Raw genomic sequence first — 19,447 nt, forward strand, 5'->3', positions numbered from 1 at the left:
CACAAAGGTGACGAGAAGGGGAATTTACGAGGTCAGCCAGGCGCGGAGTCGTTCTTCGCAGTGGAGGATCGCCTTCGTCTCCACGCGTTCGTCGACCTTGTGGGCCAGCAGGGCGTCCCCCGGGCCGTAGTTGACCGCCGGTACTCCGAGGGCACTGAAGCGGGACACGTCCGTCCAGCCGAACTTCGGCATGGCGCGGCCACCGACCGCCTCCATGAAGGCCGCGGCGGCCGGGTGGGACAGGCCCGGCAGGGCGCCGCCGGAGTGGTCGTCGATCACGAACTCGGCGATGTCGCAGTCGGCGAACACCTCCTTGACGTGGGCCAGGGCGTCCTCGGCGGTGCGGTCGGGGGCGTAGCGGAAGTTCACGGTGACCGTGCACGCGTCGGGGATGACGTTGTTGGCGACGCCGCCCTCGATGCGGACCGCGTTGAGGCCCTCGTGGTACTCCAGGCCGTCGATGACCGGCCTGCGGGCCTCGTACGCCGCGAGCCTGGCCAGGATCGGGGCGGCGGAGTGGATGGCGTTGGAACCCATCCAGCTGCGCGCGGAGTGCGCGCGCTCGCCCGCCGTGCGGAGCAGCACGCGCAGGGTGCCCTGGCAGCCGCCCTCGACCTCGGCGTTGGACGGCTCCAGCAGGACGGCGAAGTCCCCGGTGAGCCAGTCGGGGTGGGCCTCGGCGACCTTGCCGAGGCCGTTGAGGTCGGCGGCGACCTCCTCCTGGTCGTAGAAGACGAAGGTGAGGTCGCGGTTCGGCTCGGGCACGGTCGCGGCGATGCGCAGCTGCACGGCGACCCCGGACTTCATGTCCGTCGTGCCGCAGCCCCACAGGACGTCGTTCTCGTCGAGGCGGGAGGGGACGTTGTCGGCGATCGGCACGGTGTCGAGGTGCCCGGCGAGCACGACGCGCTCGGCGCGGCCGAGGTGCGTACGGGCCACGACGTTGTTGCCGTGCCGGTCGACGGTGAGGTGCGGGATACCGCGCAGCGCGTTCTCCACGAGGTCGGCGAGTACCTTCTCGTCGCCGCTCACGGAGGGGATGTCGACGAGCCGGGCGGTCAGCTCGGCGGCGTCCAGGGTGAGGTCCAGCTCGGATTCGGACATGGACCCGACCCTAACGCCCCGGGATGCCCCGGAACCGGGTCCGTCCGGCCGGTGGACGCGTCATATGCCTCAAGTACGGTAGCCGCGTGTCCGAGACCGATCGCTCCCGTCCCCGGCGCCGCCGCCCGCTCCGCGGGGCCGCGGCCCTGTTCGCGCTGCTCGGCCTGGCCGGGTACCTCGTCGTCCAGTACGAGTCCAACGGCGGGGCGGGCGCGCCGTACTGCACGGTGCGCGACTCCCGCGACGCGGCGGGCGGTGGAACCGCGCGCACCTACGAGCTGAGCCCCGAGCAGGCCCGGTACGCGGCGACGATAGCCGCCGTCGGGACGACGAAGGGGAGGTCGGAGCGGGCGGTGACGATCGCGCTGGCCACCGCCATGCAGGAGTCCGCGCTGCGCAACCTCGACCACGGCGACCGGGACTCGCTGGGCCTCTTCCAGCAGCGCCCCTCGCAGGGCTGGGGCACCCCGGAGCAGATCATGGATCCGGTGTACTCGGCCGGGATCTTCTACGACCGGCTGGAGGACGTCCCCGGGTACGCGGGGATGCCGCTGACGGTGGCCGCGCAGAAGGTGCAGCGCAGCGGTTTCCCGGACGCGTACGCGAAGCACGAGCCGGACGCGGCGCTCCTGACCACCGCCTTCACCGGCCGGGCCCGCGACATGCTGGCCTGCGCCGGCCCGAAGGCGCAGCCGGAGGGCGATCCGGCGCGGGTGCGGGACGCCCTCGCCCGCGACTTCGGCGCGGCCGTGCTGCCGAAGGCCGGTGCCCCGCGCGGCAGTTCCGCGCCCCGGGACACGAGCGAGATCTCCCTGCCGGTGCGGGACCAGCGGCGCGGCTGGGAGCTGGCGAACTGGGCCGTCGCGCACGCCTTCGAGCTCGGCATCCAGCGCGTCTCCCACGACGGCATGGCCTGGACCGCCGGCGAGAACCGGGGCGAGTGGGTGCCGAGCGTCCCCGGTGCGTCCGGGTCCGGTGATCCGCGCGCTGCGGGCCCGCAGGACGTGAGGATCTTCCCGACCCGCCCCCGGTGACCGCGGGGGCGCGGACGGGCGTACGAACCGTCCCCCGTGGGGGGTGGGGCGCGCGGCGCCCGCACGCCGGCGCCGCCGGTACGCGGACCCGCTGGTCGGCGTGCGTGGCGGGAGGGCGCGAGGGCATCTCATGCGCTTGTCTCCGAAGCCGATAAGCGCACGCATTACCGATCCTTTACCCGGGGCATCCGCAACTCGATCCACCCCGGGAGCGGTTGTACACGGCGTACTCAGCCGCTACCGCTTAGGAGCATCATGTCCCTCCCCCTGACCCGCCGGATCGCCCGTACCGCGCTGCTCCTCGCCGCCGGTACCGCGCCGGTGGTCGGTGCGGCCGGCGTCGCCGCCGCCGCGGGCCTTGAATCCGTGCCGCTGGGCGCGCTCACCGCCCCGGACTCCGCGGGCGCCACCGCCGCGGCCACGGACGCCACGGGCGCCGTCACCGGGGCCGTGCCCGCCACCGGCCCCGCCGGCGAGCTGGCCGGTACGGCGACCAAGACGCTCGGCGGACTGCCCGTGGGCGCCCTGCCGGTGAGCACCCTGCCCGTGGGCGGTCTGCCGCTGGGCGGCTGACACCGCCGCGGGAACGCCGAGGGGCCGGGAGCACGCGCTCCCGGCCCCTCGGGCCGTTCGGGGCCCGGCTGGACGGCCCTGATCGACGTCCCTGATCGACGGCTCGGACGGTCGGCCGCGGTGGACGGTCCGAGCGCCCGGCCCGGGGCTCAGCCCAGGCGCTTGACCGCCGCCGCGACCCGCTCGTCGGTGGCCGTGAAGGCCACGCGGACGAACCGCGCGCCGGCCTCGCCGTAGAAGTCGCCCGGCGCGGCCAGGATGCCGAGTTCGGCCAGGTGGGCGACGGTGTCCCAGCAGGGCTCGTCCCGGGTCACCCACAGGTACAGGCTCGCCTCGCTGTGCTCGACGCGGAAGCCGTGGGCCTCCAGGGCCGTGCGCAGGGCCTCACGGCGGGCTGCGTACCGGCCGCGCTGTTCGGCGACGTGGGCGTCGTCGCCCAGGGCCGCGACGACGGCGGCCTGCACCGGGGCCGCGGTCATCATCCCGCCGTGCTTGCGGATCTCCAGCAGCTCGCCGAGCACGTCGGCGTCACCGGCGATGAAGGCGGCCCGGTAGCCCGCCAGGTTGGACCGCTTGGAGAGGGAGTGGACGGCGACGATGCCCTCGTAGGAGCCACCGCAGACCTCGTCGTGCAGGACCGAGACGGGCTCCGCCTCCCAGCCGAGCTCCAGGTAGCACTCGTCGCTGAAGAGCAGGATGCCGTGCTCGCGCGCCCAGGCCACGATCCGGATCAGGTCCTCCTTGGGGAGGACCCTGCCGGTCGGGTTGGACGGGGAGTTGAGCCACAGCAGCTTCACGCCGGTCGGGTCGAGGTCGGTCGGGTCGTCGTAGGCCACGGCCTCGGCGCCGCACAGGCGGGCGCCGACCTCGTACGTCGGGTAGGCGAGGCGCGGGTGGGCGACCTTGTCGCCGGCGCCGAGGCCGAGCTGGGTCGGCAGCCAGGCGACGAGTTCCTTGGAGCCGACCACCGGCAGGACGTTGCGGTGTCCGGCGGCGCTCGCGCCGAGCCGGCCGCGCAGCCAGCCCGTGATCGCGTCGCGCAGGGCGACCGTCCCCCAGACCGTCGGGTAGCCCGGGGAGTCGGCGGCGCCCTTCAGGGCGCTTTGGATCAGCTCCGGGACCGGGTCGACGGGCGTGCCGACCGACAGGTCGACGATGCCGTCCGGGTGGGCCGCGGCCGTCGCCTTGTACGGCTCCAGCTTGTCCCAGGGAAAGGCGGGAAGGCGGTCGGATACTGCGGCCACGGGGGTCTCTGCTCTCTCTGGGTACGCGCTGGGTGCGGGTGGTGAAACGGCTCGGTCCCGTGCGGCACGGATGCCGGACGGGACCGAGGAGCGTCTGCCGTGAACGGTCAGTGCTGCGGGTTGATGTCCGCCGGCAGCGCCGCGACGAAGGGGTGGTCGCGCTCGATCAGGCCGAGCTTGGAGGCACCACCGGGCGAGCCGAGCTCGTCGAAGAACTCGACGTTCGCCTTGTAGTAGTCCTTCCACTCCTCCGGGGTGTCGTCCTCGTAGAAGATGGCCTCGACCGGGCAGACCGGCTCACACGCGCCGCAGTCGACGCACTCGTCCGGGTGGATGTACAAGGACCGCTGGCCCTCGTAGATGCAGTCGACGGGGCACTCTTCGATGCATGCCTTGTCCTTGACGTCGACACAAGGCTCCGCGATGACGTAGGTCACGCTCTCGTTCCTCCTCGGTAGGGCTTTCCATTCGCGCGGGAGCGCGGCGTCGTCGATGCCCGCACCTAGTATCTCCGTTCCCGGGCACGATCCGAACAGGAGGGGCGGACAGAGCTGTGGAAATCACTGCCGGTGGGCTGCTGGAGATCCGAATCACCCCGGCTGACGTGGGTAAACGAGTCTCTGTACGACGGGTGGAGGAGGGGTCGGGGCGGTCCCCCGTCTTCGCCGACGCCGTAGGGGTTCTCACATCCTGGAACGAGGGTGTGCTGACGATCACACGCAAGGACGGCGTGTCCGTCCACATCCCGGAATCATCGCTGGTCGCGGGCAAGACGGTGCCTCCCGCGCCGGCCCGTCGCAGGGGTCCGGCGGCCTCCTTCGAGGAACTGGCCCGGGTCACGGCGCGGGCCTGGGTGCCGCTGGAGAGCGAGCCGCTCGGGGAGTGGACGCTCCGGGCCGCGGGGGGCTTCACCCGGCGGGCCAACTCCGTCCTGCCGCTGGGCGATCCCGGCATACCCCTGGACGAAGCACTCGGCAGGGTGACCTCCTGGTACACGGAACGCGACCTTCCGGCCTATGTGCAGGCCGCGACCGGCTCGGCGGGCACGCAGGAGCTCCTCTGCGCGGAGCTGGAACGGCGCGGTTGGGTCAACGAGGTCTCGGCGGAGGTCCGCACCGGCGGCCTGGCCCCGGTGGCGGACCTGGACGCCGACGTGACGGACGTACGTCTGACCCGAACGCCCGACGAGGCGTGGCTGGGCCGCTACGGCAAGGTCCGGGATCCGGACCTGGCCGCCCGGATGCTCGTGGCGGGCCCCTCCGTGTGGTTCGCCTCCCTCCCCGACGGCAGGGCGGTGGGCCGGTGCGTGGTGGACGGGCGCTGGGCGGGCTTCGGGGCCGTCACCGTCGCCCCGGAGCAGCGGCGGCGGGGCCTGGCCACGGCGATCATGGCGGCGCTGGCCCGCCGCGCGCTGGAGGAGGGCGCCTCCGCGGCGTGGCTCCAGGTGGAGACCGACAACCCGGCGGCGCGGGCGCTGTACGACGGGATGGGCTTCGCGACGCACCACGCGTACCACCACTTCCGGGCCGGGGTGACGCGGTGAGCGCGCGGACGCGGGAGCTGTTCGCGGCGGAGGCCCGGGCGGAGCGGCCCGATCTGGCGCAGCTGTGCCTGCTGCTGGCGGCGGAGGCGGACCCGGACCTCGACGAACGCGCCATGGACTGGGCGCAGATCGAACTGGACCGGCTGGCGGGGATGTTGCCGTACGGGCTGCGGGGCGGGAAGGCCTGGGCGTCGGCGCTGACGGAGCTGTTGGGCGGCCGGCTCGGTTTCCACGGCACCCCGGCGGACTACGACCGGCTCTCCTCCTCCCTGCTGCACGAGGTGCTGCGGCGCCGGCGCGGGCTGCCGATCCTGCTGTCCGTGGTCTGGATGGAGGTGGCGCGACGGGCGGGCGCGCCCGTGTACGGGCTGGGGCTGCCCGGGCACTTCGTGGTGGGCTTCGGGGACCCGGAGGACGGTTTCGTCGCGGACCCGTTCGCGGGCGGCGCCTCGCTCGGCGCGGGCCCCGCGGAGCTGGCGGCGGGGCCGCGCACGCCGGCCCGGACCCACGACATCGTGCTGCGGATCCTGAACAACATCCGGGCCTGGGCCTCGGCCCGGCCGGAGCAGTCGGCGGTGGCCCTCTGGTCGCTGGACCTGGCGCTGTCGATGCCCTCGCACCCGGCGGCGTTGCGCTACGAGCGGGCGCGGCTGCTGGTGGAGCGGGGCGCCTTCACGGAGGGTGCGGGCGAACTGGAGGCGTACGCCGAGGTGATGGACGCCGTCGACGCCGAGTCCGCGGCCCGCATCCGCGGCGAGGCCGTGTCGGCCCGCGCGCTGCTGAACTGAGGCCCGGGTACGCGTGAGCCCCTTCCCCGCTCCGGGGAAGGGGCTCACGGGCCGCGTCGGTGCGCGGCCGGACGCTCCGGTCAGCCGGCGTTGGTGTCGATGACCCCGATCCGCTCGGCGGGCGTCTTGCCCTTGAGGGCCTTGCCGAGGGCTCCCGCGACGTCCTCGGGGGTCACGGCCGTCTTCGCCCCGGTGCCCCGCGTGACCATGACCCCGTCGAAGGCGTTCCCGTAGGTGGCCTTGAGGGCCTCAAGGTCGTACTTCTCGACGAGGCGGCCGTCCACGGCCGTCATGCTGAGGATCTTCGGCAGGGACCTGGCGCCGAACGGGAGGGACTTGCCGCCCGCCTTGACGGTCGCCGGGGAGGCCATGGCCGGTTCGGCGAACTCCTTCATCGCCCGGTTCAGTTCGTCCTGGGTGATGGTGGGTTCCCGGGTGGTGACGGGGAGTTCGACGGGGGCCGCCTTGCCGCCGCCGACGAGCGCGCCGAAGGCCTTGCGGACGAGGTCCACCGAGCCGTCGACGTCGAGGCCCTCGCCCGCCTTGCCGGGAACGGCGACGGCCTTGCCGGTGTCGAACTTGATGGTCGCCTCGGTGACGCCGCCGGCGCCGCCCGCCAGCTCCTGGAGCGCGTCGCGCAGCTTCTCCTCGTCGACCGGCATGACGGCGTCGGCCGTGCGCTCGACGCCGAAGAGCGAGCCGATGACGGTGACCGGGTTGTAGTCGCTGCCGGCCGCGTTGCGGACGGTGGTCTGCGCGTCGAGGGTGAGCCCGGCCTTCTCCGGCTTCAGCTCGACCGGCTTGCCGCCGACGCTGAGCTGGAGGGGGGTCGCGGCACGGGTGCCGAAGGCCTTCTCCAGCTTGTTGACGGCCTCGTCGCGACTGCCGCTGATGTCGACGCCGAGGACGGTGGTGCCCTTGGGGACGTCGGAGTGGTTCAGGAGCAGCCCCGCGCCGTAGGCCACGCCGGCCAGCGCGATGACGCCGCCGCCGAGGAGGACCAGCTTGGAGCGGCCCTTCTTGGCGGGCTTGGCCGGCTTGCCGGCCGGCTTGGCGCCCTTGGTCTGCTTGCCCGCCGGGGGCGCGGGGGGCGTCGGACGGGGCTGCTTCGGCGGCTGCGGTCCGGGCGGGGGCACGGGTGCGACGGGGCCCGGCGCCGGGGTCGGCGCGCCTCCCGCCTCGGGGCCCGGCCAGCGCGGCGCCTCGTCGGCGTGCACGGGTACGGTCCCCATCGCGGGCCCGCCCGTCGGCCCGGCGGGCTCCGTGTAGGCGGGGAAGGCCTCGGTGACGGGCCCGGCGTCGTACGCCGGGTAGCCCTGCGGCGGCGTGCCGACGCCGGGGCCGCCGACGTTCGGGGGCGGCGCGAAGCCGGCCCCGGTGCCGTGCGCGACGGGCGGCTGCGGAGCGCCGTGGCCCGCCGGGGGCGCGAAGCCCGCACCGGGGGCCGGGGCTCCGGGGCCGCCGTGTCCACCGGGGGCACCCGGTCCGGCGGGGGCGCCACCGGGCGCCGAGCCGTAGCTCGCGCCCTGCGCGGGGCCCTGACCGGCGCCGGTGGGCGGCGGCGGGGTGGCCTTGCGCGGAGCGAACCAGTTGCTGTTGGCCGCCTCCTCCGACTCGGCCGGCGCGGGGGCCTGGGGAGCCGCGGGTCCGGGGGCCGGCGCGGCCGGCGGGCCCGGCGGCAGGGCCGAGCGCACGGGTGGCGCGGACCGTGCCGGTGCCGGGGCCGGCGCGGGCTCGGCCCGGGTCGGCTCGGGTCCGGCGGGCTGCTCGGTGTCCCTCACCGGCTTGCGCACGACCACGGGCGGGATCGGCCGCGAACCCGGAATGTTGATCCGGATACGGGTCGTCAGGGTGGTCTCGGTCTTCGGCCCGTCATTGTCGGGCGTGGACGGGTTCGACGTCACAGGGTTCTCCTCCGGGGCGGTCGCCGCGGCGTCCGTGGACGGGTAGTGGCCGGTTCCGTACGGCGGTGTACCCGAGGGGTAGACGGCTCCACCGTGCCCTGCGGGCCCGGGGGGCGAACTGTCGGTTTCACGACTCAAGGCAGGTTCTCCCGGTTGGCTCCGCCGCCCGTCATACCGTGCGCGGGCAGCTCGGCGGCCCGTCCACCATACTGGCCGTCGCCCGCGCACAACTGTCCCCCAGGAATCCAGGGTTCCTCTTGGGCGTCCGCGCGGGCCCGTCCGAGGGGCCGTCAAACCCCCTCAAGCCGTCCCCGATCGGAGTCCCGAGGAGTGGGACGGACCGTCAACCGCGCGGTCGCGCGGCCGAAACGGGACGGTCCGGGGACAGCCTCACCGTGGCGCAGATCACAGCGATCGCACTACCACCCAAAAGGTATGCGTACATACCGATTCCGGATGAACCGAGCAGGAAATCACCCTCCGGGCGCGGAAGGCTGAGCACCACGTACGAGATGAACCAGCCGATCGCCGCCGCACCCACGCCGATGCCCGCGCCGGTCGAGATCCGGCCACCGAGGAAGAGTCCGAAGAGGGCGAGCAGCGCGAGCAGCAGCCCGCCGGGGAACCACAGGTCCACCACAAGCCAGCCGGCCGCGCCGGTGATCGCGCCGAGGACCAGCAGACCGAGCAGGACGGCGACGCGTCCGGGCGTCCAGGCGGCGGTCACGCGTCCACCCCCGCGAAGAGGTCGCGCTCGCGGACGCCCGCCGGGGCGCCCGGTTCGCCGGTGGCCAGTTCGTAGTACTCGCGGGTGAACAGCGGCTGGGCCAGATCGTTCGAGAGGGCGAAGAAGGGGCCGTCGACGGCGACCTGCGTGGCGTGGGCACGCATGGCGGCCGCCTTGGCCGCCGCGAAGTCCTGTCCGGCGTCGTCGCCGATCTCGGCGGTGATCCGCTCGTCGGCCACCACGCCCGGTACGTCCTTCGGGGTCGCGAGGCCGGGGAAGGGCGTCGTGTCCCGGGCCTCGGCCAGCCGGGCGAAGCCCTCCTCGACGACCGAACGCGGGACCCGGTTCCAGTAGACCTTGTCGATGGTGTGCGGGGCGCCGAGTTCCGGCCGGTGGTCGGCCGCGGCGGCGAGTTCCGCGGCGCGCGTCGCGACGCGGTGGGCCTGGATGTGGTCGGGGTGGCCGTACCCGCCGTCGGGGTCGTAGGTGACGAGGACCTGCGGACGCAGCTCGCGGATCACCTCGACGAGGTATCCGGCGGCCTCGTCGAGGTCGGCGGACCAGAAGGCGCCGGGGCGCATGTTCTGGGGCGCGCCCATCATGCCCGAGTCCCGGAAGCGGCCCGGGCCGCCGAGGAAGCGGTGGTCGGTGACCCCGAGCTCCTTCATGGCGGCGGCGAGTTCACCGACCCGGAAGGGACCGAGCGCGTCCTCGCGGTCGGCCGTCAGGTGGGCCGGCCCCGGCGGGATGACCTCGCCCTCCTCGCCGAGGGTGCAGGTCACCAAGGCCACGTGGACGCCCTCGGCCGCGTACTTGGCCATGGTGACGCCGTTGTTGATGGACTCGTCGTCCGGGTGCGCGTGCACGAGGAGCAGCCGGCGGGCGGGAAGACCGTTCATGGGCCCAGCCTACGAGCCGGACCTACAACTTGAGGCCACTGATCATGCTCGCCACGTTGGACGTGAGCTGGCTGAGCGTCGGAGCGATCGTCGAGCTCGCCAGGTAGAACCCGAGCAGTACGCAGACGAACGCGTGCCCCGCCTTCAGACCCGACCTCCGGACCAGAAGGAAGACGACGATCGCCAGCAGCACCACGGCCGAGATCGAGAGTGCCACGGCGGTTCACCTCCACGTCGAGCGGACATCGGTACGCGTTTCCCTGCACGCACGGCGAAGTCGTACCCCACCGTGCGCTACGGATCATAACTATCCGTACCAGCGTATCGATCGAATTCCGGCAGCACGAGGGGCGTACGGCGGACACGGACGGGGGCACGAAAACGCCGGCCGGGGAGGCTGCGCGCCTCCCCGGCCGGCTGTCGGCACCCGCACGGCCGCACCCACCCAGGGTGCCCGGCCCGGATCTCGGGTCAGAAACGGTCAAGTTGCCCCCGTGTAAAGCGTGTTGCCGTTACGGCGGTCACGGGCGCGCGATCGACGACCGGTGTCGACGTGTGGCCAAAAATGATCGGCGGAAGGGACCCGTCCGGAGGGTCCGCAGCAGTCCGCGGGGGCCTCCGGAGCGGGCTTCCCGGGACAGGCCGGGCTAAACCTGAGCCGGGGGCGGCGGCGCGGGCGGTTCCGGGGACGGCGGGACCACCTGTTTCTCGGCCGCGAAGTGACAGGCCGACGGATGGGCGGCCGGACCCGACGGGAAGACCGCCGGAACCGCGAGCAGCGGCTCCTCCTCGGCGCAGCGCGCCTCGGCCTTCCAGCAGCGGGTGCGGAAGCGGCAGCCCGACGGCGGGTTGGCCGGCGAGGGCACGTCACCGGAGAGGATGATGCGCTCCCGGTGGGCGCGGGCCCGCGGGTCCGGCACGGGGACGGCGGAGAGCAGTGCCTGCGTGTACGGGTGGGTGGGGTGCTCGTAGATCTGGGTGTCCGAGCCGATCTCCACGACGCGGCCCAGGTACATGACGCCGACCCGGTCGGAGATGTGGCGGACGATCGAGAGGTCGTGCGCGATGAACACGTACGACAGGTCGAACTCGTTCTGGAGCCGTTCCAGCAGGTTGACCACCTGGGCCTGGACGGAGACGTCCAGGGCGGAGACGGGCTCGTCGGCGACGATGACCTCCGGGCGCAGGGCGAGGCCGCGGGCGATGCCGATGCGCTGGCGCTGGCCGCCGGAGAACTGGTGCGGGTAGCGGTTGATGTACTCCGGGTTCAGACCGACCACGTCGAGGAGGTCCTGGACCTTGCGGCGCCGGTCGCCCTTGGGAGCCACCTCGGGGTGGATCTCGTAGGGCTCGCCGATGATGTCGCCGACCGTCATGCGCGGGTTGAGCGAGGTGTACGGGTCCTGGAACACCATCTGGATGTTGCGGCGGACGGCCTTGAGGGCCTTGCCGGACAACCGGGTGAGGTCCTCGCCCTTGTACGAGATGGATCCGGCGGTGGGGCGCTCCAGGTTGACCAGCATCCGGGCGACGGTGGACTTGCCGCAGCCGGACTCGCCGACGATGCCGAGGGTCTCGCCCCGGGCAAGGGCGAAGGAGACCCCGTCGACGGCCTTGACCGCGCCGATCTGCTTGCGGAAGAGGATGCCCTGGGTCAGCGGGTAGTGCTTGACGAGGTCGCGGACCTCCAGGATCGCTTCAGGCACCGAGGCACTCCTTCCAGAAGAAGCACGCGCTCGTCCGGTCCGGGCCCACCTCGGCCAGGGGCGGCACCTCGGTCCGGCAGACGGGGCGGGCCATCGGGCAGCGCGGGTTGAAGGCGCAGCCGGGCGGGATGGCGAGCAGGTTGGGCGGCAGGCCCTTGATCGCGTAGAGCTCCTGGCCCTTCTGGTCCAGGCGCGGGATCGAGTCGAGCAGGCCACGGGTGTAGGGATGGGCGGGGGCGCCGTAGATCGCGTCGACCGGAGCGGCCTCGACGATGCGGCCCGCGTACATGACGGCGATCTTGTCGGCGACGTCGGCGACGACCCCGAGGTCGTGGGTGATCAGGATCAGGCCCATGTTGAGTTCGCGCTGGAGCTCGGCGAGCAGGTCCATGACCTGGGCCTGCACGGTGACGTCCAGGGCGGTGGTCGGCTCGTCCGCGATGATGAGGGCGGGTTCCAGGGCCATCGCCATGGCGATCATGATGCGCTGGCGCATCCCGCCGGAGAACTGGTGCGGGTAGTCCCCCACCCGGTCCTTCGCGGCCGGGATCTTCACCCGGTCCATCAGTTCGACGGCCCTGGCCCGGGAGTCCTTGCGGGACATCCCGCGGTGCACCTCGTACATCTCGCCGAGCTGGGCGCCCACGCTGACCACGGGATTGAGTGACGACAGCGCGTCCTGGAAGATCATGGCCATCCGCGCGCCGCGGATCCTGCGCCGTTCCTCCTCCTTCATCTTCAACAGGTCCTTGCCCTGGAAGAGGATCTCGCCGCCCGCGATCCGGCCCGGCGGGGTGTCGAGGATGCCCATCACGGCCTGGGCGGTGACGGACTTTCCGGAGCCGGACTCGCCGAGCACGGCGAGGGTCTCGCCCTCGTCGACCGAGTAATTCACGCCGTTGACGGCCTTCGCGACGCCGTCGCGGGTCTTGAACTCCACGTGCAGGTCGCGGACTTCGAGCAGCATCTGACGGCTCACTCCTCAGCGCAGCTTGGGGTCGAGGGCGTCGCGCACCGCGTCGCCGAGCATGATGAAGGCGAGCACGGTGATGCTGAGCGCGCCCGCGGGATAGAGCAGCATGTGCGGGGCGTTGCGGATCTGTGAGGCGGCGTTGGAGATGTCGATGCCCCAGGAGACCGTCGGCGGGCGCAGGCCGACACCGAGGAACGACAGGGTGGCTTCGAGCGCGATGTAGGTGCCCAGCGCGATGGTGGCGACGACGATGACGGGCGCGACGGCGTTGGGGGCGACGTGCCGCAGCAGCATCCGGCCGTTGCCGGCGCCGAGGGCGCGGGCGGCCTGGACGTAGTCGTTCTGCTTGGCGGTGATGACCGAGCCGCGCGCGATGCGGGCGATCTGCGGCCAGCCGAGCAGCACGATGAACCCGACGACGGGCCACACGGTGGTGCTGGTCACGACGGACAGGAACACGAGGCCGCCGAGTACGACGGGGATGCCGAAGAAGATGTCGGCGACCCGGGAGAGCAGCGAGTCCCCCCATCCCCCGAAGAAGCCGGCGAGTCCGCCGAGCGCGGAGCCGAGCAGGGCGGCCCCGACGGTCGCGCAGATGCCGACGGTGATGGAGGCGCGGGCCCCGTAGACGGTCCGGGTGTAGACGTCGCAGCCCTGGGTGTCGTAGCCGAAGGGGTGGCCCGGGGAGGAGCCCTCCTGGGACTTGGACAGGTCGCACTGCAGGGGGTCGCCGCTCGCGATGAGCTGCGGCCAGATGGAGATGACGACGAGGAAGAGGATCAGCAGCGAGGAGACGATGAAGACCGGGTTGCGGCGCAGTTGGTGCCAGGCGTCGGACCACAGGGAGCGGGCCTTCTCGCCGGAACCGCCGGGGCCGCCGGTCTTCGTGACCCCCTCGACGCTCTCGGCCTCCTCCAGCGCGAGGTCCATGGCACCGCCCTGACCGGTGGGCGACATGGCCTCTCCCTCCCGGGGGCCGACGGGGTCGTACCCGCCCGGATTGTCGGGGCGCTCGGGCTCAGGCATAACGGATCCTCGGGTCCAGGACCGCGTAGAGCAGGTCGACGAGCAGGTTCGCCAGCAGGAAGACGATCACGAGGATGGTCACGAAGCCGACCACGGTCGGTGAGTTGTTGCGCAGGATGCCCTGGTAGAGCTGGTAGCCGACGCCGTGGATGTTGAAGATCCGCTCGGTGACGATGGCGCCGCCCATCAGGGCGCCGATGTCGGTGCCGATGAAGGTGACGACCGGGATCAGGGAGTTGCGCAGCAGGTGGCGGGTGATGACCCGGCGGCGCGGCAACCCCTTGGCGACGGCGGTGCGGACGTAGTCGGCCTTGACGTTCTCGGCGATGGAGGTGCGCGAGAGGCGGGTGACGTACGCGAGGGAGACGAGGGCGAGGACGATGCCGGGCAGGATCAGCTCGCTGAACGGCGCGTCCGGGGAGACCGTCGGCCGCACCCAGCCCCATTTGACCCCGAAGAGGTACTGGAGCAGGTACCCGGTCACGAAGGTCGGCACGGAGATGACGACGAGGGTGAGGACGAGTACGCCGGTGTCGACGCTCCTGCCGCGCCGCAGGCCGCTGACGACGCCGAGGGTGATGCCGATGACGATCTCGAAGAAGATCGCGACGATGGTCAGCCGCAGGGTGACGGGGAAGGAGCTCGCCATGAGTTCGGTGACGGGCTGTCCGTTGAAGGCGGTGCCGAAGTCGCCCTGGAAGATCTGGCCCATGTAGTGGAGGTACTGCTTCCACAGGGGTTGGTCGAGGTACAGGTCCTTGCGGATGCGGGCCGCGGTGGCGGGGTCCGGTGCCTTGTCGCCGAAGAGGGCGGCCACCGGGTCGCCGAGCGCGTACACCATGAAGAAGATCAGGAACGTGCTGCCGATGAACACGGGGATCATCTGGAGCAGCCGCCGGATCACATAACGTCCCATGGAGTGCTCCATGTTGTCGGTGGGCGCGGCGGGCCTCCCCCGCCCCGGGGGCGGTGGGAGGCCCGGTTCGATCCGTCGGAGGCGGTCAGGCGACCTTGATCTGGTCGTACACGGGGACGCTGAACTGGTTCAGGGCCACGTCGGAGAGCCGCTCGGAGTAGCCGGCGCTGCCGTTCTGGTACCAGAGCGGGATGGACGGCATCTGCTCGGCGAGGATCTTCTCCGCGTCCCGGAAGATCGCGGTCGCCTTCGTGGCGTCGTTCTCCTTGTTGGCGTCGTCGATGAGCTTGTCGAAGTCCGCGTTGCTGAACTTCCCGTAGTTGGAGGAGGCGCCGGTGTAGTAGAGCGGCTCCAGGAAGTTCTGGATCAGCGGGTAGTCGGCCTGCCAGCCGGAGCGGAAGGGCCCGGTGAGCTTGAAGGAGCTCTGCTGGTTGCGGAAGTCCGCGAAGGTGCCGACGGGGTTGACCGTGCAGACGGGGCCCTCACCGAGCGCGTTGTTGACGCTGTTGCAGACGGCGTCCATCCAGTCGCGGTGCGAGCCGGTGTCCACGTTGGAGGTCAGCGTGACCTTGCCGCCGGGGAGTCCGCCGCCCTCCTGGATGAGCTTCTTGGCCTCGGCCGGGTCGTAGACGCAGGCGTCCCCGCAGGCGGTCGCGGAGAACCCGCCCGCCTCGCCGAGGGCCGGGGAGGTCCAGTCCTTGGCCGGGGTGCGGGTCTCGCGGAAGATCTGCTTGGTGATCTCGTCGCGGTTGATCGCCATGGAGATGCCGCGGCGGACCTTCTCCATGCCCTCCTTGCCCCACTGCGGGTCGTACAGCGGGAAGGTGAGGGTCTGGATGATCAGGGCCGGCTGGTTGATGTACCGGTCGCCGAGGTCGTTCTTGACGTTCTTCAGCTGCTGCGCCGGGACGTCGTCGACCAGGTCGAGGTTGCCGGAGATCAGGTCGGTGTAGGCCGTGTTGTTGTCGGTGTACACCTTGAGGTCGACGCCGCTGTTCTGCGCCTTGTCGGCGCCCGGGTAGCCCTCCCACGCGCGCAGCTTCATGCCGGTGCCCTTGGTGTAGGAGTCCACCGTGTACGGGCCGTTGCCGACGGGCTTGGCGAGCCAGCCGGTGTGGTCGGTGAAGAACGACTTCGGCAGCGGGGAGAAGGCCTGGTACCCGAGGGTCTCGGGCCAGGTGGAGAACTTCTCCTTGAGGGCCACGGTGAACGTCCTGGGATCCTTGACGACCAGGCCGGACATGGTCTTGGTCCTCGGCTCGCCGGAGGCCGGGTGCACGTCCTCGTAGCCGACGATGTCGGAGAAGAACGGCGAGTTGTTCTGCTTGTTGCGGACGTCGGCCCCGTAGTTCCAGGCGTCCACGAAGGACTGGGCGGTGACCGGCTCGTCGTTGCTGAACTTCCAGCCGTCCTTCAGCGTGATCGTGAAGTTCTGGCTGTCGGTGGTCTCGATCTTCTCGGCGAGCATGTCCTTCGCCTCGCCGGTCTTCGCGTCGTACCGCTTGAGGCCGCGGAACAGCATGTCGAGGACCTTGCCGCCCTGCACCTCGTTGGTGTTGGCCGGCTCCAGCGGGTTCTGCGGGTCACCCCACGAGGAGCTGACGATCCCCGCGCCACCGCCCGCGTCCCCGCCGTCGCTGCCACCGCCGCAGGCCGTCACCGTGAGGGCGACGGCCGCCGCGCATGCGGCCCACTTGACGTGGGTGGCTCCGCGCATGGAGTGCCTCCTATGGGTCCCGGACTCGCTTAGGGCCCACTGTCACCGTCCGCACGGCCCCCTACACTCCCGTTCGGCCGATTGCACCCGCACGTCCCGCCGCTGTCACCCCTGTGGGTGCATGGGCAGCTCCCAGGTGTCGACCGCGTAGTGCAGCGCCATGCCGTGCGCCTCGTACAGCGCGAGCGCGCCCGTCTCGTTGTGGGTGTCGACCCCAAGGCCCACGGTGCGCCGGCCGCGGGCCGCGTAGGCGGCGAAGCCGTGGCGCAGCAGGTGGCCGCCGATGCCGCGACCGCGGAGGTCGGCCCGTACGCCGATGTGGCTGAGCCAGCCCATGCTGGTGCGGTCGTCCCGGGTGAGGAGCACGCCGACGTCGCCCTCGGCGGGCAGCGAGGCGATCCACACCAGCGACCAGTCGAGTGCGCGGGCGTCGAGGTGGTCCAGCCAGGGTTCGTACGCCCGCTCCACGTGTCCGAAGTGCGCGGCGAAGGTCTCCTCGACGAGGGCGTGGGCCCGGCGCCGGTCGGCCTCGTCGGCGGCGCAGTCGCGCAGCGCGAGCCCGGCCGGTGGGGTGGGCGGCAGGTCCGTGTCCGGGGCGAGGGCGCGGGTCATCACCTGGTACCGGCGGATCGCGCGGTAGCCGCGCCGGACGAGCAGGCCGAGGTCGAGGGTGGGCCTCACGTTGAGCTGGATCCGCAGGCGGGCCTGCGGGGCCCCGGCCGCGAGGGTGGCCGCCCGGGCCTCCATCAGCGTCAGCAGTCGCAGGGCGGCCTCGTCCTCGCCGGGCAGGACGTAGTGGTCGCCGTCGACGCGGCCCGGACCGGAGTCGGCCCACACCAGGGCGTAGGCGACGAGCCGGCCGCCGCGGAACGCGAGCCAGGAGTCGGAGGCCAGGTCCACGTCGGGGTGGTTCAGATCGGCCTCGACCGTGCCCAGGTCCGTCTCGGGTCTGCCGATCTCGATGACGTCGACGGCGTTGAGCAGGGCGCAGATGTCGGACGCGTCCCCGGGCCCCGCCGGACGGACGGTCAGCAAGTCGGTCATCCGCCCACTCTCGACGCCGCCGGGGGCACGCCGCAACCGGCTTTGCCCCACGGCGACGGACCCCGAACGCGCCGGGGCGCCCGGACCGGAGGTTTCCGGTGCCGGGCGCCCTGGGCGTCGTACGGCCGTGGCCGAGGCGGGGGATCAGACGGGCAGGACCGCCCGCTCCTCCGCGAAGTGGCACGCCGACTCGTGCGCGGCCGGGGTGGCCACGCCCGTGAACCGGGTCGGGATCGCGAGCAGCGGCTCCTCCTCGGCGCAGCGCGCCTCGGCCTTCCAGCAGCGGGTGCGGAAGCGGCAGCCCGACGGCGGGTTGGCCGGCGAGGGCACGTCACCGGTGAGGATGATCCGGTCGCGGTCCTCACGGACCTCCGGGTCCGGCACGGGCACGGCGGACAGCAGTGCCTGCGTGTACGGGTGGGTGGGGTGCTCGTAGATCTCGGCGTCGGAGCCGATCTCGGCCATCTTGCCCAGGTACATGACGCCCACGCGGTCCGAGATGTGCCGGACGATCGAGAGGTCGTGCGCGATGAACACGTAGGACAGGTTGAACTCGTCCTGCAGCTTGCCCATCAGGTTGATGACCTGCGCCTGCACCGACACGTCGAGCGCGGAGACCGGCTCGTCGCAGATGATGATCTCCGGGTTGAGCGCGAGGCCGCGGGCGATGCCGATGCGCTGGCGCTGGCCGCCGGAGAATTGGTGCGGGTAGCGGTTGATGTACTCCGGGTTCAGACCCACGACGTCCAGGAGCTCCTGGACCTTGCGGCGCCGGTCGCCCTTGGGAGCCACCTCGGGGTGGATCTCGAAGGGCTCGCCGATGATGTCGCCGACCGTCATGCGCGGGTTGAGCGAGGTGTACGGGTCCTGGAACACCATCTGGATGTTGCGGCGGACGGCCTTGAGGGCCTTGCCGGACAGCCGGGTGATGTCCTGGCCCTTGTAGAAGACCTCGCCGGCGGTGGCCTTCTCCAGGCTCATCAGCAGCTTGGCGACGGTGGACTTGCCGCAGCCGGACTCGCCGACGATGCCGAGGGTCTCGCCCTGGTACAGGTCGAAGGAGACGCCGTCCACGGCCTTGACCGCGCCGACCTGCTTCTTGAACAGGATGCCCTGGGTCAGCGGGAAGTGCTTGACCAGGTTGCGCACCTGAAGGATCGGCTCGCCCTTGGGCTTGGTGAGGTCAGCCATGGATCTGCTCCTTCCAGAAGTGGCACGCGCTGCCGCGGCCGGGCAGCTCGGTGCCGTCCTGCTCGGTCACCTGGTGCAGCACGGGGACCTCCGTGCGGCAGATGTCCTGAGCCTTGGGGCAGCGCGGGTTGAAGGCGCAGCCCGAGGGGATGGCGAGCAGGTTGGGCGGCAGGCCCTTGATCGCGTAGAGCTCCTGGCCCTTCTGGTCCAGGCGCGGGATCGAGTCGAGCAGGCCGCGGGTGTACGGGTGCGCGGGGCGCTTGTAGATCTCGTGGACCGGGGCGTTCTCGACGATCCGACCGCCGTACATGACGGCGATCTTGTCCGCGACGTCGGCGACGACGCCGAGGTCGTGGGTGATCAGGATCAGGCCCATGTTCATCTCGCGCTGGAGTTCCGCGAGGAGGTCCATGACCTGGGCCTGGACCGTCACGTCGAGGGCCGTGGTCGGCTCGTCGGCGATGATCAGGTCGGGTTCCAGGGCCATCGCCATGGCGATCATGATGCGCTGGCGCATGCCGCCGGAGAACTGGTGCGGGTAGTCCCCCACGCGCGCCTTGGCGGCGGGGATCTTCACCCGGTCCATGAGCTCGACGGCCTTGGCCGTCGAGTCCTTCTTGGACATGCCGCGGTGCACCCGGAACATCTCGCCGAGCTGGGCGCCGACGGTGTGCACGGGGTTCAGCGAGGACAGCGCGTCCTGGAAGATCATGGCGATCTTCGAGCCGCGGACCTTGCGGAACTCCTCGGTCGACAGCTTGAGCAGGTCGGTTCCCTGGAACAGGATCTCGCCCTGCGGGATCTTGCCGGGGGGCATGTCGAGGATGCCCATGATGGCCTGCGCCGTCACGGACTTGCCCGAGCCGGACTCGCCGAGGACGGCGAGGGTCTCGCCGGCGTTCACCGAGTACGAGACGCCGTTGACGGCCTTGGCGACGCCGTCGCGGGTGTGGAACTCGACGTGCAGGTTACGCACGTCCAGTAGGGGGGTGGTGCCCTCCGGCGCCGAGCGGGGCGCGGGGACGTTCGAGGTCTTGTCGATGATGGTCAACGTACGC

Annotated in this window: 19 protein-coding genes; 4 read left to right on the forward strand and 15 right to left on the reverse strand. The window is 71.8% G+C overall.

Going from position 1 to position 19,447, the window contains the following annotated elements:
* Window positions 1-24: 24 nt before the first annotated feature.
* A complete protein-coding gene (gene dapE, locus ACZ58N_RS05170; RefSeq protein ID WP_471155777.1) occupies window positions 25-1,104 on the reverse strand; it encodes a succinyl-diaminopimelate desuccinylase in 1,080 nt (359 codons plus the stop codon).
* An 86-nt stretch (window positions 1,105-1,190) separates the two neighbouring features.
* Here dapE and ACZ58N_RS05175 point away from each other — a divergent pair, with 86 nt between their 5' ends.
* Entirely contained in the window at window positions 1,191-2,138 is a 948-nt protein-coding gene (locus ACZ58N_RS05175; RefSeq protein WP_471155779.1) for a hypothetical protein, read from the forward strand.
* 255 nt (window positions 2,139-2,393) lie between these two features.
* Window positions 2,394-2,711, forward strand: coding sequence for an ATP-binding protein (locus tag ACZ58N_RS05180; protein WP_471155780.1), 318 nt, complete (start codon window positions 2,394-2,396; stop codon window positions 2,709-2,711).
* A gap of 149 nt (window positions 2,712-2,860) precedes the next feature.
* Here ACZ58N_RS05180 and dapC read toward each other — a convergent pair whose 3' ends face one another.
* A complete protein-coding gene (gene dapC / locus ACZ58N_RS05185; RefSeq protein ID WP_471155783.1) occupies window positions 2,861-3,955 on the reverse strand; it encodes a succinyldiaminopimelate transaminase in 1,095 nt (364 codons plus the stop codon).
* 107 nt (window positions 3,956-4,062) lie between these two features.
* Window positions 4,063-4,392: a ferredoxin gene (gene fdxA / locus ACZ58N_RS05190; RefSeq protein ID WP_281211214.1), complete on the reverse strand. Its 330-nt coding sequence runs from the start codon at window positions 4,390-4,392 to the stop codon at window positions 4,063-4,065.
* Window positions 4,393-4,508: 116 nt separating this feature from the next.
* On the opposite strand from fdxA, the gene ACZ58N_RS05195 reads away from it, so the two are divergent.
* Window positions 4,509-5,498: a GNAT family N-acetyltransferase gene (locus tag ACZ58N_RS05195; protein WP_471155787.1), complete on the forward strand. Its 990-nt coding sequence runs from the start codon at window positions 4,509-4,511 to the stop codon at window positions 5,496-5,498.
* On the forward strand, window positions 5,495-6,286 hold the full coding sequence (locus ACZ58N_RS05200; RefSeq protein ID WP_471155790.1) for a transglutaminase family protein: 792 nt from the start codon (window positions 5,495-5,497) through the stop codon (window positions 6,284-6,286). Before ACZ58N_RS05195 ends, ACZ58N_RS05200 begins: the two co-directional genes overlap by 4 nt.
* 80 nt (window positions 6,287-6,366) lie before the next feature.
* Here the strand turns inward: ACZ58N_RS05200 and ACZ58N_RS05205 are convergent, their stop codons facing one another.
* From ACZ58N_RS05205 to ACZ58N_RS05260, 12 genes are all read right to left on the reverse strand, one after another.
* Window positions 6,367-8,190, reverse strand: coding sequence for a peptidoglycan binding domain-containing protein (locus tag ACZ58N_RS05205; RefSeq protein WP_471155793.1), 1,824 nt, complete (start codon window positions 8,188-8,190; stop codon window positions 6,367-6,369).
* Between the two features lie 343 nt (window positions 8,191-8,533).
* A complete protein-coding gene (locus tag ACZ58N_RS05210) occupies window positions 8,534-8,917 on the reverse strand; it encodes a DUF6113 family protein (protein WP_471155794.1) in 384 nt (127 codons plus the stop codon).
* On the reverse strand, window positions 8,914-9,816 hold the full coding sequence (gene mshB / locus ACZ58N_RS05215; protein WP_471155796.1) for an N-acetyl-1-D-myo-inositol-2-amino-2-deoxy-alpha-D-glucopyranoside deacetylase: 903 nt from the start codon (window positions 9,814-9,816) through the stop codon (window positions 8,914-8,916). Before mshB ends, ACZ58N_RS05210 begins: the two co-directional genes overlap by 4 nt.
* Window positions 9,817-9,838: 22 nt before the next feature.
* Window positions 9,839-10,033: a hypothetical protein gene (locus ACZ58N_RS05220; RefSeq protein WP_030226073.1), complete on the reverse strand. Its 195-nt coding sequence runs from the start codon at window positions 10,031-10,033 to the stop codon at window positions 9,839-9,841.
* Window positions 10,034-10,463: 430 nt separating this feature from the next.
* The gene (locus ACZ58N_RS05225) at window positions 10,464-11,522 is read right to left on the reverse strand and encodes an ABC transporter ATP-binding protein (RefSeq protein ID WP_471155798.1); all 1,059 of its coding nucleotides are present in this window, start codon (window positions 11,520-11,522) and stop codon (window positions 10,464-10,466) included.
* The gene (locus tag ACZ58N_RS05230) at window positions 11,515-12,489 is read right to left on the reverse strand and encodes an ABC transporter ATP-binding protein (RefSeq protein ID WP_471155801.1); all 975 of its coding nucleotides are present in this window, start codon (window positions 12,487-12,489) and stop codon (window positions 11,515-11,517) included. Before ACZ58N_RS05230 ends, ACZ58N_RS05225 begins: the two co-directional genes overlap by 8 nt.
* 15 nt (window positions 12,490-12,504) lie before the next feature.
* On the reverse strand, window positions 12,505-13,521 hold the full coding sequence (locus ACZ58N_RS05235) for an ABC transporter permease (protein ID WP_471155804.1): 1,017 nt from the start codon (window positions 13,519-13,521) through the stop codon (window positions 12,505-12,507).
* A complete protein-coding gene (locus ACZ58N_RS05240; protein WP_471155806.1) occupies window positions 13,514-14,437 on the reverse strand; it encodes an ABC transporter permease in 924 nt (307 codons plus the stop codon). Before ACZ58N_RS05240 ends, ACZ58N_RS05235 begins: the two co-directional genes overlap by 8 nt.
* An 85-nt stretch (window positions 14,438-14,522) precedes the next feature.
* Complete coding sequence (locus tag ACZ58N_RS05245; RefSeq protein ID WP_471155808.1) at window positions 14,523-16,154, reverse strand: peptide ABC transporter substrate-binding protein; 1,632 nt, start codon at window positions 16,152-16,154, stop codon at window positions 14,523-14,525.
* A gap of 105 nt (window positions 16,155-16,259) precedes the next feature.
* Entirely contained in the window at window positions 16,260-17,198 is a 939-nt protein-coding gene (locus tag ACZ58N_RS05250) for a GNAT family N-acetyltransferase (protein ID WP_471155810.1), read from the reverse strand.
* Window positions 17,199-17,342: 144 nt separating this feature from the next.
* Window positions 17,343-18,389 carry an ABC transporter ATP-binding protein gene (locus tag ACZ58N_RS05255; RefSeq protein WP_471155813.1) on the reverse strand — a complete coding sequence of 349 codons (1,047 nt, stop codon included), beginning with the start codon at window positions 18,387-18,389 and terminating at the stop codon, window positions 17,343-17,345.
* Window positions 18,382-19,440: an ABC transporter ATP-binding protein gene (locus ACZ58N_RS05260; RefSeq protein WP_471155816.1), complete on the reverse strand. Its 1,059-nt coding sequence runs from the start codon at window positions 19,438-19,440 to the stop codon at window positions 18,382-18,384. Before ACZ58N_RS05260 ends, ACZ58N_RS05255 begins: the two co-directional genes overlap by 8 nt.
* Window positions 19,441-19,447: the final 7 nt, after the last annotated feature.

This window comes from Streptomyces sp. NPDC040432, from assembly GCF_055595445.1.